Source organism: Pseudomonas sp. G3-19 (genome assembly GCF_054855875.1).
The window spans coordinates 5,289,539-5,303,627 of sequence record NZ_JBMPIQ010000003.1 but is presented as its reverse complement, the minus strand read 5'-3'; the positions used below and the strand labels follow the sequence as shown (position 1 = coordinate 5,303,627).

Genomic DNA, 14,089 nt, shown 5'->3' with positions numbered 1-14,089 from the left:
TATTGCCTGTTCGGGCCTCTTCGCGAGCAAGCCCGCTCCCACAAGGTCTGCGGCCGTTCAAGACGTTTATGTCCGACCGGGGAACCTGTGGGAGCGGGCTTGCTCGCGAAGAACGATGACGCGGTCCTGAATCAGAACTCCAGCGTACTGGAGAGCGAAATCTGCCGCGAATCGCCCATCGACACAAAGAACCGGCTCGCCGCGGAGGTGTAGTAGGTGCGGTCGAACAGGTTCTTCACGTTGAGCTGGAACTTGACCTTCTGCCCTTCGAGTCTGGTGTCGTAAGTGGCAAACGCATCGGCCACGGTGTAGCTCGGCAGGTCGAAATCATTCACCGCATTGCCCGCGCGTTCGCCGACATACCGCGCCCCGGCACCGACCCGCAGTTGGTCGCCACCCATCACGCTGCCGAAGTCATACACCGCCGACAATGAACCGCTGTTCTTCGCCACGTTTTGCAAGCGATTGCCTTTGTAGTCCGGGTCGTCGGTGACCTCGGCATCGGTGTAGGCATAGGCGCCGATCAGGCTCCAGCGATCGGTCAACTGCCCGGTCAGGTCCAGTTCCAGACCCCGGGAACGCACTTCGCCAGCCGCGCTGTAAATGGTGGTCGGGCCTTCAGAATTGGAGACCAGCACGTTGCGCTTCTTGATGTCGAACAGCGCGATATTGCCGGTGATGCGCCCCGGCATATCCAGACGCGCACCCAGTTCCCACGACTTGGCCTCTTCCGGCGCAATGCTGCCGTCGAGCACGGTGCTGCTGCCGCTGAGCGGGGCGATGGTCGAGTTGGGTTTGAACGATTCGGTGTAGCTGCCGTAGAACGATAATTCGTCGGTGTAGCGATACACCAGACCGGCGCGCGGTACGAATTTCTGCCCGTTGCTGTCGGTGTTGGCCTTGAACGGCACGCCTTTGCCGGCGTACTGGTCGTACTCCTGGAAGCGTCCGCCGGCGACCAGAATCCACTGGTCGTTGAGGTGTATCGAGTCCTGCAGAAACACCGAATCGCTGCGCAGCAGATCGGTCTGCGCGCTGTCCGCCGGGCTGACCGTGGTGCCTTCGACTTCACGGCCATACACCGGATTGACATAGCTGAAGGTGCTCAGGCTTTTCTGGCGGATCAGGTCAGCGCGGTAGATCTTGCGGTACTCATCGTCAACGCCGAACACCAGATCATGTTGCATGCCCAGCAGGTTGACTTTGCCTTCGAGGCTGGCGGTGGTGAAACGGTCAGTGCTGATCGCGCCTTGCGTGCCGTCCATGCTGCGGGTCAGCGTGCCTTTTTTGGTGTCGATGGCGGTCACGCGTACCTGGCTGGCGTCGTAGGTTTCGCGGTTCCAGCTGTAGCCAAAATGGGCTTTCCAGTCGTCGTTGAGTTCGTGGTCGGCTTCGAAGTGGTACAGGTCGGAACGGCCTTCCATGTCGTTGAACGGCTCGTCCAGACGCTCGTTGCGCGAGATGTCCAGCGGATGGTTGGTGCGCGGATCGATTACCGTGCCCCGGTCGAACGGGGTGAGAAACTCGCGGTGTTCATAGCCGAACGACAGCTGGGTACGCTCGCCGAACCAGGCCAGCGACGGCGCGATCAGCGTCTCGCGGTGAGTGCCGTAGTTGCGCCAATAATCTTCGTCTTCATGGTCCAGCACCAGCCGATAGGCGAGCCCTGATTCACCCAGCGCACCAGTGCTGTCGAAGGTGCCACCGCTGCCATTTTTGCCGTCGCCGTAGGTGGAACCGCGCAGGGTCAGGGCGTTGTATTGAGTCAGTTCCGGCTTCTTGCTGACCAGGTTGACCACGCCGCCCGGATCCTGAATGCCGTAGAGCAACGAGGCCGGGCCCTTGAGCACTTCGACCCGATCGACCGTCGCGTTCATGCCACGGCCCTGCACGATCGGCATGCCGTCGCGCATGATCGAGCCATTGCGGTTGTCGCCGAAACCGCGGGTCATCACCGAGTCTTGCGTGCTGCCCAAGGTGTTGCCCTGGGTGATGCCGCTGACGTTGGCCAACGCATCGTCGAGATTGCGCGGGGCCTGATCACGGATCACCTGGGCCGGAATCACGTTGACGGTCTGCGGAATTTCCTGCAGCGAAGCCGAGGAGCGCATCACCGAACTGGTCTGCGGCGGCTGATAGCTCATCGACTCGTCACGCATCGACGTGATGGTGGTCGCGCCAAGATTGAGTGCGCCTGCGGTGGGTTGCGGTTCCAGCGCCAGGGTGTGGCTGTCGGTACGGCGAAAGGTCATGCCGGAACCACTGAGCAGGCGTTGCAGCGCCTGTTCGGCGCTCATCTGGCCGCTGACGGCCGGGGCGTTGAGGCCGTACGGCGCTTCATCGGTGTAGACCACACTTTGCCCGGTGACGCGGCTGAAGTCGCTCAGAGCCTGGGGCAGTGGTTTGGCGCTCAGGGAGAAACTGAACTGTTTCTGTGTCGGGCTGCTGACGGTTTCAGCGGCCAGCGCCACACTCAGCGGCAACAGCGCCAACGCCGAAAAACTCAATGCCGAAACACCCAACCACTGTTTGACCGAACCCGATTTTGCCCTGGACTTCATTGCTCAATGACCTGTGTAGAACCGCAACGGATGCGAATGACTCGCAGTTTCAGTCACTACACGGATGGGGCTGCGGTTTACCTCACCACAAATTTGAAAATATTTTTCGGGAGCAGTGTCGGTAGTTCTGACGCCTTCGCGAGCAAGCCCGCTCCCACATTCTGGAATGCATTCCCCTGTGGGAGCGGGCTTGCTCGCGAAGAGGCCAGTAGACCTAGCGCAAAATAATCAGATGCCCCAGCACCTGATGCTGCTCAAACCCCAGCACCCCTTGCAGGGAACTGAGCACCGCCTGCGGATCCTTGCTCGGAAAACTGCCGCTGACCTTGCGCGCAGCCAACTCATCATTGAGCACAACAATCCGTCCCGGGTAATAGCGCCGCAGATCCTCCACCACATCGGCCAGCGACGCCTTGTAGTAATTCAGCCAGCCTTGACGCCAAGCCAGTTGCGCCTCGCTGTCCACCGCGTGCAGTTTTTCTGCACTGCCCTGCCCGTAAGCCACTTGCTGGCCGGCGGTCAGAATCTGCTGTTGCGCGTTGCGATCCGCCGTCACGCCAACACGCCCGGACAGCACCGTGACTTGCGCACCACCGGGCTGCAGACGCACTTCGAACTGCGTGCCGAGCACCCGCGCCTCGCCCTTCTCCGCCGCGACCACAAACGGATCCCCCGTATGCGCGACACTGAAAAATCCGGCACCGCGACGCAATTGCACATGCCGCTCGCCCTGACTGAAATCCACCGCGATGGCACTGTCGGCATCCAGCGTGACTTGCGATTGATCGGCCAGGGTCACGGTGCGGATCTCGCCCGGTGCCGAAACGTAATCGGCACCCAGATCATCGATCCAGCGCTGCGGCTGCCAACCCGTGCCAAGGCTGATCATCAGCATCAGACACGCGGCCATCGCCAGCGCGCCCGACCAGCGCAGCAGCGTTGAACGACGCGGACGATCCATCGCATTGAGGTAGCCCTGCAACGCCAACGCCTCTTCATCGGCCAAGGTACGCGCCGGACTTTCGCTCAACTCCCAGAGCACTTGCGCCTGGGCGTAGGCCTCGGCGTGGGCCGGGTCGGCGCGCAGCCATTGGCTGAAGGTCAGTTGATCGCCGGTGCTCGGGCGGTCGTGCAGCAGGCTCAGCCAGGCGAGCGCGGCCTTCTCCTGAGCAGGCGTCGGGGTGACGCGGTCGGTGACTTTCACGGTGCTTTCCCTGGCAGGCGTGGCGCGGGTTCGCGCAGGCTGGCCTTGCAGGCCTCGAGGGCGCGCATCATATGTTTTTCCACGGCGCTTTGGGACAGGCCCATGGCTTTGGCGATGTCTGCGTATTTGCGGCCGTGGATGCGATTGAGCAAAAAGATCTGCCGAGTGCGCTCGGGCAAGGCACGCAACGCCGCCTCGACATGGCGCAGATCATTGCCCGCTTCGAGCGCGGCTTGCGGTTCGCTGCCGTGACTGTCCGGCGCATCCGGTTGCCAGCCCTCATTGACCCGCACACGCGTGCCTTCGCTGCGCAAGTGATCGATGGCGATGTTGCCGGCGCAGCGCAAAAGATAGGTGCTGAGTTCTTCGACCTGCACCAGCGGCCGCCGCCAGAAACGCAGGAACAGATCCTGCACCAGATCCGCCGCCGTGGCCCGGCAGCCGACGCGCCGGTTGACCAGCGCTTCCATCTGCGACCGCTGCGACAGGAACACCTGAAGAAAATGCGCACGCGCGCCGTGCGGTTCGTCGTCGCGGGATTCCGGGGGATGACCGATCAGCATGTCAGACCTGCGCCCAGGCAGCGACCGGGCTGGCCAGCAGACTCAACCCGGCCAGTGCGAGGGCCAGACGTGGGCGATACGGCAGCAACAGCACCAACGCCAAGGCGCTGAGCATGAGCACCGCGAACCAGTCGACCAGACCGAAACTCCAGCCGTGTGCAGCGACTGCCGCCCAAAGCGACAGCCCGAGCAACAGCCAACCGGCGAGTTTCAAAACCCGTGCGCGTCGCGCCGAGAGTTTGTTGCCGAGCAGCTCATCGTGGTGCCGAGGCATCGACAGACACAACGCGCTGAACCCGGCGTAGCACAGCAACAGCGCCAGCAACATCAGCTGACCTCCTGCTCAAGCGCGATCGGTCGCGGCTTTTCGCGGGATGTTTTTTTCACGCTGACGGCGCCGCCGGCACGCTGCATTTTCCATGCGGCCCAGCCGAGGAACAGACCTGCGCCCAGGCAAGTCAGATCGAAACCCGCCAGCGTCCAGTCACCTTGCGCCAGCGTTACCCCGAGATTCCACGGTGTGGTCAGATTGATCAGCGGCGCCGCGATAAACAGCACGGCAGCCAGCGCGAGCTGTTCGACCCAGGCCTTGCGCCCTTTGCGCAGCAACGCATGCACCACACTCAAAGCCCAGGCGATAAAAAACGCATTCACTTCCTGATCGGCGCGCCCGAGCAGATCTGTCGGCAACAGGCGATTGGCCAAAAAGAACACCGCCACCGCCAACACCAGCCCGGCCATGCTGGCGATGTTCAGCACTTCCACCAGACGCAATTCGAACGGCATCACGCCGCTCTTGGCGTGTTTGAGCTGGCGCTTGCCAAGCCAGATCACCAGCCCGGTGCCGATCATCGCGGTACTCGCCAGACCGCAGATGAAATACAGCCAGCGCAACGTCGCCCCGGCGAAGTGGCCCATGTGCAAACCGTAGAACGTGCCGCCGACGGCCATCGCCACTGGCTGCTCCGGGGTGCTGCCGAGGCGCTCGCCGGTGACGCCGTTGAACGTCACCGCGCGACCGAAATCGTGGACGACGCGGTCGCCACGGCGCGACAGCACCACCGAGGCATTCGCGTCCCCCGGGTTGTTCACTGTCAGCCGCGCGGTGCTGCCTCCCGCCCACTGCTCGCTGGCCTTGGCCAGAAGTGGAGCCATCGGGCTCAGCGGCGCCGCCCGGTTGGCTGGCTCAGGGGTCTTCGATGCCGGAAAAACTTCGTCGTAAAAGGCGCGCACGTCGCCGTTATAGGACGCCAGAATGCTCGCCGGCATGACCATCGCCATGAAAATCACCAGGCTGCTGTAGGTGATCATCAAGTGAAACGGCAGCACCAGCACGCCGACCGCGTTATGCCCGTCGAGCCATGAACGCTGGCCTTTGCGCGGGCGAAAGGTGAAGAAGTCCTTGAAGATTTTCTTGTGGGTGATGATGCCGGTGATCAGCCCGACGAACATCACCATCGCCGCCATCGTCGCCAGCCAGCGGCCCCATGGATAAGGCATTTGCAGCTGGAAATGGAAGCGGTAGAAGAACTCGCCGCCCAGGCTTTCGCGGGCCTGGACTTCACTGCCGGTCTGCGCGTCGAGTGTTCTGGATTCGAACTTGCCGCGCTCGCCCGGTGTGTTCGGCGCCTGCTGCCAGCGCACCGTTAGGCCCGGGTCACGGGCGTCGGGCAAGTCGATCAGCCAGCGCGAGGCGCCGGCGGCGTGTTGCTGCAGGTAACTTTGCGCCAGGGTCAGGCTCGCTTCGGCATTGATGGGTCGTGCGGGAATTTCCGGCTGCATCCAGTGGCTGATCTCATCCTTGAAATAGGCCAGCGTTCCGGTGAGGAAAATCGCAAACAGCAGCCAGCCGAACACCAGCCCCGTCCACGTGTGCAGCCAGGCCATCGACTGACGAAAGCCCTCTTTCATGCGTAACCCAAGCCCCGCGCGGCACCCGACACCGTTGCCAGAATCACGCTGGGCACCAGCAAACCGACCCACGCCGACCACGCCGTGCGGCAAGCGAAGCACCACAGCACCGCGACCAGATAGACCAGAAAGGAAATGGTCATACCGGTCACCACCGCTTCGGCGCGGCTCAACGGCAGCCACATCGTCAACGCGACACTGGCCAGCGCCGCGACCAGATAGCCGCCGAACACCGCCGCCAGCACCCGCGAAGTGACAGCCAGACGATAGGACATGGGAAGTGAGGCGAGTTTGCCTTTCATGTTTCGACCCTGAAACGAAAAAACGTCCGGCCGACAAGCCGAACCAACAGGCGAGCAATATTAATGATAAATATTCTCATACGCAAAAGCATCTGATTGCCGGACACCCTCGCCCGCCCCTACAATGCGAACAGTTCTTGTTCTCTAACGCATCCAACGTGCGCCCGGAGTAATACCCTTGCCGTCCGCCCATCCCGTCGAATCGCTCTACCACGACCACCACAGCTGGCTCACCGGCTGGTTGCGGCGCAGACTCGGCTGCCCGGACAGCGCGGCGGATCTGGCTCAGGACACCTTCATCCGCGTGCTCACTGCACGTGAACAATCGGTAATTGTCGAGCCGCGCGCGTTTCTCACCACCCTCGCCAAACGTGTGCTGTTCAATCACTACCGCCGCCAGGACCTGGAACGCGCCTACCTCGACACCCTGGCGCAGATGCCGGAAATGGTTGCGCCATCGGAAGAAGACAAAGCGATCATCCTGCAAACCCTGATCGAGCTGGACCAACTGCTCGATGGCTTACCACGTCTGGTCAAGCGCGCCTTTTTGCTGGCGCAGGTCGATGGCCTGACTTATCCGCAAATCGCCGCCGAGCTGGGCATCTCCGTAGCCACGGTCAAACGCCATCTGCACAAAGCCGCCCTGCGCTGCTATTTCGCCCTATGAACCGCGCTCCGGATTTCTCCGCGCAAGTGGCCGAACAGGCCGTGCACTGGCTGGTGGAAATGCAGCAAGGGTCGCTCTCCCCCCGTCAGCAACAAGCCTGGCAACAATGGCTGGACGCCCACAGCGAACATCGTCGCGCGTGGGAGCACATGCAGCGAGTCAACCAGCGCTTGCGCGGCGTGGCGTCGCCATTGGCCCACGCCGCGTTGAACGGGTCGAAGTCTTCCAGTCGACGCCAGACCCTCAAGTTGCTGCTGCTTCTGGGTGCCGGTTCTGCCGTCACCTGGGGCATGCGCGAGCACAATCCGCTGCCGACGCTGCTCGCCGATTACCGCAGTCCGCTGGGGGAGCGCCGCAAGGTTACGCTGGGTGCGGGCAGCCAGTTGCAGCTCAACACCGCGAGCGCAGCGGACGTGGACAGCACGCAACGGCTGATCCGTTTGCTGGAAGGCGAGATCCTCCTAAGCACCGCCCAAGCGTTCGAAGTGCGCACGGCACAAGGGCTGTTGAGAACCGCTGCTGCCCGGCTCAACGTCCGGCAATTTGCCGATCGTACGCAGGTGGCGCTGTTTGAAGGCCAGGTCGAATTGACCCGCCACGAGCACGCACCGATGTGGCTGCCCGTCGCCCGTCAGCTGAGTTTCAGCGCCACTTCGGTCAGCGAAGCCAAGCCACTGGACGCCAACAGCGGCGCCTGGGCCGACGGCATGTTGATCGCCGCGCACATGCGCCTGGGCGATTTTCTTGAAGAGCTCAGCCGCTACCGTCGCGGCCAGTTGCATTGCGATGCGAAAGTGGCTGACCTGCTGATCTCCGGGACCTATCCACTGGACGACAGCGAGCGGATTCTTGATCTGCTGCAAATCAGTCTGCCGGTGAAAGTGCGGCGCTTTACCCGCTATTGGGTCAGCGTCGAGGCCCGGGTTTAAAACAAAACTGTGGCGAGGGAGCTTGCTCCCGCTGGCCTGCGCAGCAGGCCCTCAATACAGGGGCCGCTTTGCGCCCCAACGGGGAGCAAGCTCCCTCGCCACAAAATCAGTCATGCAAAAAATATTCGTAAACCGTGAGCCGTTTTTCAGATCTGGCGTGACAGAGAAGGAAAGCCCCTTTGATTCAACCTTCTCAGGATCACCCTTCATGCACCCCACCCGCCTCACGCCACTGGCCCGTCGCCTGCGCAACCTCATACTGGGCGCCAGCCTGAGCTTCAGCGCCCTGCCGGTCATGGCTGCCGAAACCAAGGTTTACCACATCGCTCCGGCATCGCTGGAAAACGCCCTCAACCAGTTTGGTCGTGAAGCCGGCGTGCTGATTTCCTTTGGCTCGCAAGTCACCAGCGGTGTGCAAAGCCGTGGCCTCGAAGGCAGCTACAGCGCTGCACAAGGTCTCGATGCGCTGCTCGAAGGCACCGGCCTGCAAGCTCGCGCCGAGGGCAACAATGCCTTCAGCCTGCAACCGGTCGGCGACACGGCGCTGGAGCTGGACACCTCGAAAGTCGTCGGTGACTGGCTCGGTGAAGCGGCGCAGGTCAACGTGTTCGAACACCCCGGCGCCCGCGATGTGATCCGCCGCGAAGACTTCGAACGTCAGGGTGCGACTCAGGCGCGCGATGTGCTCAACCGCATCCCCGGGGTCAACGCCCCGGAAAACAACGGCACCGGCAGCCATGACATGGCGCTGAACTTCGGCATTCGCGGCCTCAATCCGCGCCTGGCCGCGCGCTCGACCGTACTGATGGACGGCATTCCCGTGCCGTTCGCACCGTACGGCCAACCGCAGTTGTCGTTCGCGCCGATCAGCATGGGCAACATGGATGCCGTGGACGTGGTGCGTGGCGGCGGCGCCGTGCGTTACGGCCCGCAGAACGTCGGTGGCGTGGTCAACTTCGTGACCCGCGCCATTCCCGACGCGCCGACGGTCAAGGGTGGTTTCCAGACTGAGACCAGTCCGTCGTCGAGCCATGACGGCTTCAAGACCAACGCCAACCTGCTGGCCGGCGGCACCAACGAAAATGGTCTGGGCGGCGCGCTGCTGTACTCCGGCACCCGTGGCGGTGACTGGCGTGAACACAGCGACAGCGAAATCGACGACCTGATCCTCAAGGGTAAATACCAGCTCGACGAGGCCAACAGCTTCAACGCCATGGCCCAGTATTACGAAGGCAAGGCCGACATGCCCGGCGGCCTCAGCGTTGCCGATTACGACGCCGATCCGTATCAGTCGACGCGCCTGAAAGACCAGTTCTGGGGTCGCCGCACAATGTTCAACTTCGGCTATCGCTATCAGGAAGATCGCCGCGAATTCACCGCCAACACCTTCTTCACCAAGACCCTGCGCAGCGGCTATCTGGATCAGGGCAGTTTCCTCTCGCTGTCACCGCGCGAATATTGGGTACGCGGTTTCGAAACGCGTTTCGCCCAAGGCTTCGACCTCGGCCCGACCAGCCATGAAGTCGGCGTCGGTTACCGCTTCATCAACGAGGCCGGCCACGAGTTGCGCTATCGCACGCCGATCAGCAGCAACCAATACCCGACTACCGACAGCCGCAACGACCGCGACACCCGCGGTGGAACCGAAGCCAATGCGTTGTTCGTCGACGATCGCATCGACATCGGCAAATGGACCATCACTCCGGGCGTGCGCTACGAGATGATCGAGTCGCAGCAGACCAACAACCTGACCGACGTCAAATACAAGGGCGACTACAACACCGCGCTGCCGGCGCTGAACGTGCTGTATCACCTGAGCGACAGCTGGAATCTGTACGCCAACACCGAAGGTTCGTTCGGCAGCGTGCAATACAGTCAGATGCCCAACCGTGTGAGCAGCGGCGAAGTCAAACCGGAGAAGGCCCGCACCTGGGAACTCGGTACCCGTTATGACAACGGCGCCCTGCGCGCAGAAATCGGTGCGTTCCTGATCAACTTCGACAACCAGTACGAAAGCAACCAGACCAACGATTCGGTGATCGCCCGTGGCGAGACCCGCCATCAGGGCATCGAGACCAGCGTCAACTACGCGCTGGATGACTTGAGCCCGGCACTCGCCGGTTTCGATGTGTACGCCACTTATGCCTATGTTGACGCGACCATCCGCGAAGACGGGCCGAACAAGGGCAATCGCGTGCCGTTCTCGTCGAAACATAAAGGCACGATTGGCGTCGGTTACACCGAAGGCCCGTGGAAACTCAATTTCGACAGCAGCTTCCAGAGCGACCAGTTCGCCGACAATGCCAACACCTCCAAGGAAAGCGCCGACGGCAGCACCGGCAAGATCCCCGGCTACATGCTGTTCAGCAGCCGCGCCGGTTATGACTTCGGCCCGCAATTGTCGGATCTGAACGTGGCGGTGGGGGTGAAGAACATTTTCAACACCCAGTATTTCACCCGCTCGTTCGATGACAACAACAAGGGCAAGTACGTGGGTGAGCCGCGCACGGTGTATGTGCAAACCTCCCTCGCGTTCTGAGATTGAAAAACCCCTCACCCTAACCCTCTCCCAAGGAAGAGGGGACTGATTGCGGGATGCTTGCGAAGTACGCCGACCTGATTCTGCTTTGCCGAATCCATAGTCGAGTCGGTCTTTCAGGTCGATGTTTCACGTCAGACACCTCGGTCGGCCCCCTCTCCCGGAGGGAGAGGGCTGGGGTGAGGGGCCGCTTTCTGATGCCTTGCGCAAAAAACGCCACAAACAAAAACGGGCCTGCTTGCGCAGGCCCGTTCTCATTGGGTGGCTTGAAAAATCAGCGTATCAACTGTTGATCGCTGCCTGTTCGTTCTCGAGAAATTCTTCCTCCAGCAGTGCATCATTCGCCTTGCTGAATGGCACGATGGCGGCGCGAGGTTTGCCTCGCAGTTTGCCAAACAGGTGCTCCAGCGCGTGTTCCAGTTTTTCGGCTGCACCGTCGATCGCCTGTTCCAGCGAATCGGCTTTGTGGGTGACGGAAATCGGTTGATGGCCTTTTGGCCGCGCTTCCAGTTGGCAGCGCAAGTCATGGGGACCTGGTTTGTCGCCGTTCTCGTCGCTCAGGTGGACTTCGACACGGGTCAGGTCTTCTTCATAACGTTCGAGCGTGCTCTCAATAGTTGTACGTACCCACTCCTCCAGTCGCTTACTGCTTTGAATATGGTTATCGCTGTTGACTTGGATTTGCATAGTTCATCCCTTATTTCAGCTAGCTCGCCAGAGGCCTTGAATTGGATTTCCTGACCTCCTGGTTACAACAATCGGCCCGACCGACGAACATTTCAACCCCTGAAAAAAGATAAATATTCATTCGCAAAAAAAGCCGGACAACCGGGCAAGTCACTGGTAAGGTCGGGAGTTGGGTCGCCACGCAACCCTGCAAAATCTGCTCACCATTGCCCGTCGTTCAACGGGTGCAAGCTGCGGAAAATCGCCGCTTCCTCCACCAGCCAGTCATGCACCGCGCGCACGCCCGGATGGCTCAAGGCCCCCGGCGCATACAGCAGCACGTAGCGTTTGTGGTTAGGCACCGACAGGCCGAACGGCACAATCAACGTCCCGCGCTCCAGTTCATCGTTGAGCAACGTGCGCCGGGCAATCGCCACGCCCATACCGGCGATCGCCGCTTCGATGGTCAGGTGATTGCGATTGAACGTGTGCCCACGCCGTACGTCGGCACCTTCAAAGCCAATCGCGTTCAGATAAAACTCCCATTCCGCATATTCATAACTGCCGCGCCAGGCGGTGATGTCGTGCAACAACGGGAAATGCACCAGGTCCACCGGCCCATGCAGCGGCGGACGTCCACGCAACAGGCTCGGCGCGCACACCGGGAAAATCTGTTCGTCAAGCAAGGCTGTGGATAACAGCCCCGGATAGCTGCCGTCATTCAGGTCAATCGCCAGATCAAAATCGCCCTCATGCAACGGCACGCTGCTGTCCTCTGCCACCAGCCGTAACTGGATGTCCGGATAACGCTGTTGCAAACGCGGCAAACGCGGGGTCAGCCATTTGCTGAGGAACGATGGAATCGAACGCACCCGCAGAATCCCGCTGATCATCCCCGCATCCAGTCGACGCAATTCCGCATCGATGCTGCCGTAGGCCTCGTTGACGGTAATCGCTAACCGCTGGCCTTCCGCACTCAACTCCACGCCCCGCGCCCGTCGGTGGAACAGGCGAAAACCGAGGCGCTCTTCCAGCTGGCGAATCTGCTGGCTGACCGCCCCCGGAGTGATGTGCAGCTCTTCAGCGCAACGGGTGAACGACAGGTGCCGCGCGGCACAGGAAAACACCTGCAGCCAGACGTAGGTCTGGGCATGCAATTGACGACTCATCGTTTAGTCCTGCTAAAGGCTTTCTTAGGAAGTTTCGTTGGTCACGTAGGACCGAGGTAGGCAGTATCGCCGACATTGCGCTTGTCCTACAAAAAATGGCAGCGATTCCTACTCCATTGCTTGTAAGGGTTTAGCATGGCTATCAGTGTTTTCGATCTATTCAAAGTCGGCATCGGTCCGTCCAGTTCCCACACCGTCGGCCCGATGCGCGCCGCCGCGACCTTCGCCCAGACGCTGATCGAGCAACGCTTGCTCAACGATGTGCGTCGCGTGGAAATCCGTTTGTACGGTTCGCTGTCGGCCACCGGTGTCGGCCACGCCACCGACCGCGCGACGGTCATGGGCCTGATGGGCGAATGGCCGGACAGCATCGATCCGGCGACCATCGATCCACGCATCCAGCAACTGCGCGAAAGCGGCGTGTTGCTGCTGGCCGGCCAGAGAGAAATTTCCTTCAACTGGCAGCACGATCTCCTGCTGCTGGACGAAAGCCTGCCCTACCACCCCAACGCCATGTCGCTGACAGCCTTTGGCGAAAGCGCCGAGCTGTTCACGCAAACGTACTACTCGATTGGCGGCGGCTTCATCATCGAAGCGGCGGAAGCCGAGTCCGGTGTGGCGCCGGCCGGCGACGTGGTGTTGCCGTACGATTTTTCCAGCGCCGCCGAACTGCTGAGCCTGTGCAAGCAGCACAACTTGCGCGTGTCGGAGCTGATGATGGCCAACGAACGGGCCTGGCGCAGCGACGCTGAGATCCGTAACGGCTTGCTGCACATCTGGTCGGTGATGCGCGAGTGTGTCGAGCAAGGCCTGCGTCACGAAGGCATCCTGCCCGGTGGGCTGAACGTGCCGCGCCGCGCGGCGAAATTGCACCGCAGCCTGCTGGAAATCGGCAAGCCGAACGTGATCAGTTCGACGCTGTCGGCGATGGAGTGGGTCAACCTGTTCGCCCTCGCCGTCAACGAAGAGAACGCTGCTGGCGGGCGCATGGTCACCGCGCCGACCAACGGCGCGGCCGGGATCATTCCGGCCGTTCTGCACTACTACATGAAATTCAATCCGGACGCGTCTGACGATGACGTCGTCGCTTTTTTCATGGGCGCCGCCGCCGTCGGCATTCTGTGTAAGAAAAATGCCTCGATCTCCGGCGCCGAAGTCGGCTGCCAGGGCGAAGTCGGTTCGGCCTGCGCCATGGCCGCGGCGGGCCTCGCTGAAGTGCTCGGCGCAACCCCGGAGCAACTGGAAAACGCCGCTGAAATCGGCCTGGAACACAACCTCGGCCTGACCTGCGACCCGGTCGGCGGCCTGGTGCAGGTGCCGTGTATCGAACGCAACGCCATCGCCGCCGTGAAGGCGATCAACGCCACGCAAATGGCCCTGCGCGGCGACGGCAAACACTTCATTTCCCTCGACCGGGTAATCCGCACCATGCGCGATACCGGCGCCGACATGCACGACAAATACAAAGAGACTTCACGGGGCGGCCTGGCCGTGAACTGGGTGGAATGCTGACGCGCGTTCCCTGACCGCCCCGGCGGGCCGCAACTTGCGGCCCGCCAACCGTGAGCCCGAGCAAAA

At 61.6% G+C, this 14,089-nt stretch carries 12 protein-coding genes; 4 read left to right on the top strand and 8 right to left on the bottom strand.

The annotated features are described in order from the left end of the window. Positions 1 to 131: 131 nt before the first annotated feature. From ACOYXI_RS24115 to ACOYXI_RS24090, 6 genes are all read right to left on the bottom strand, one after another. Positions 132 to 2,561 (bottom strand): TonB-dependent siderophore receptor, encoded by a 2,430-nt coding sequence (locus ACOYXI_RS24115; protein ID WP_210558925.1) that lies wholly within the window; start codon positions 2,559 to 2,561, stop codon positions 132 to 134. Positions 2,562 to 2,775: 214 nt separating this feature from the next. Further along, complete coding sequence (locus ACOYXI_RS24110) at positions 2,776 to 3,765, bottom strand: FecR family protein (RefSeq protein WP_461675378.1); 990 nt, start codon at positions 3,763 to 3,765, stop codon at positions 2,776 to 2,778. Next, positions 3,762 to 4,328 carry an RNA polymerase sigma factor gene (locus tag ACOYXI_RS24105; protein ID WP_003221797.1) on the bottom strand — a complete coding sequence of 189 codons (567 nt, stop codon included), beginning with the start codon at positions 4,326 to 4,328 and terminating at the stop codon, positions 3,762 to 3,764. The genes ACOYXI_RS24110 and ACOYXI_RS24105 overlap by 4 nt, the downstream gene beginning before the upstream one ends. Before the next feature lies 1 nt (position 4,329). Then, on the bottom strand, positions 4,330 to 4,656 hold the full coding sequence (locus ACOYXI_RS24100) for a DUF3325 domain-containing protein (protein ID WP_461675377.1): 327 nt from the start codon (positions 4,654 to 4,656) through the stop codon (positions 4,330 to 4,332). Continuing rightward, a complete protein-coding gene (locus tag ACOYXI_RS24095; protein WP_461675376.1) occupies positions 4,656 to 6,239 on the bottom strand; it encodes a PepSY-associated TM helix domain-containing protein in 1,584 nt (527 codons plus the stop codon). Before ACOYXI_RS24095 ends, ACOYXI_RS24100 begins: the two co-directional genes overlap by 1 nt. Continuing rightward, the gene (locus tag ACOYXI_RS24090) at positions 6,236 to 6,541 is read right to left on the bottom strand and encodes a DUF3649 domain-containing protein (protein ID WP_007967542.1); all 306 of its coding nucleotides are present in this window, start codon (positions 6,539 to 6,541) and stop codon (positions 6,236 to 6,238) included. Before ACOYXI_RS24090 ends, ACOYXI_RS24095 begins: the two co-directional genes overlap by 4 nt. Before the next feature lie 178 nt (positions 6,542 to 6,719). Between ACOYXI_RS24090 and ACOYXI_RS24085 the strand changes: the two genes are divergently transcribed. From ACOYXI_RS24085 to fecA, 3 genes are all read left to right on the top strand, one after another. Beyond that, positions 6,720 to 7,208 carry a sigma-70 family RNA polymerase sigma factor gene (locus ACOYXI_RS24085; RefSeq protein ID WP_134785466.1) on the top strand — a complete coding sequence of 163 codons (489 nt, stop codon included), beginning with the start codon at positions 6,720 to 6,722 and terminating at the stop codon, positions 7,206 to 7,208. Next, a complete protein-coding gene (locus tag ACOYXI_RS24080; RefSeq protein ID WP_461675375.1) occupies positions 7,205 to 8,137 on the top strand; it encodes a DUF4880 domain-containing protein in 933 nt (310 codons plus the stop codon). Before ACOYXI_RS24085 ends, ACOYXI_RS24080 begins: the two co-directional genes overlap by 4 nt. A gap of 208 nt (positions 8,138 to 8,345) precedes the next feature. Further along, complete coding sequence (gene fecA, locus ACOYXI_RS24075; RefSeq protein ID WP_461675374.1) at positions 8,346 to 10,676, top strand: TonB-dependent Fe(3+) dicitrate receptor FecA; 2,331 nt, start codon at positions 8,346 to 8,348, stop codon at positions 10,674 to 10,676. 282 nt (positions 10,677 to 10,958) lie between these two features. Here fecA and ACOYXI_RS24070 read toward each other — a convergent pair whose 3' ends face one another. Both ACOYXI_RS24070 and ACOYXI_RS24065 read right to left on the bottom strand, forming a co-directional pair. Beyond that, the gene (locus ACOYXI_RS24070; RefSeq protein ID WP_027610895.1) at positions 10,959 to 11,363 is read right to left on the bottom strand and encodes an HPF/RaiA family ribosome-associated protein; all 405 of its coding nucleotides are present in this window, start codon (positions 11,361 to 11,363) and stop codon (positions 10,959 to 10,961) included. A 200-nt stretch (positions 11,364 to 11,563) separates the two neighbouring features. Then, entirely contained in the window at positions 11,564 to 12,511 is a 948-nt protein-coding gene (locus tag ACOYXI_RS24065) for a LysR substrate-binding domain-containing protein (RefSeq protein ID WP_461675373.1), read from the bottom strand. A gap of 135 nt (positions 12,512 to 12,646) precedes the next feature. On the opposite strand from ACOYXI_RS24065, the gene ACOYXI_RS24060 reads away from it, so the two are divergent. Beyond that, on the top strand, positions 12,647 to 14,023 hold the full coding sequence (locus tag ACOYXI_RS24060; protein WP_461675372.1) for an L-serine ammonia-lyase: 1,377 nt from the start codon (positions 12,647 to 12,649) through the stop codon (positions 14,021 to 14,023). Positions 14,024 to 14,089: the final 66 nt, after the last annotated feature.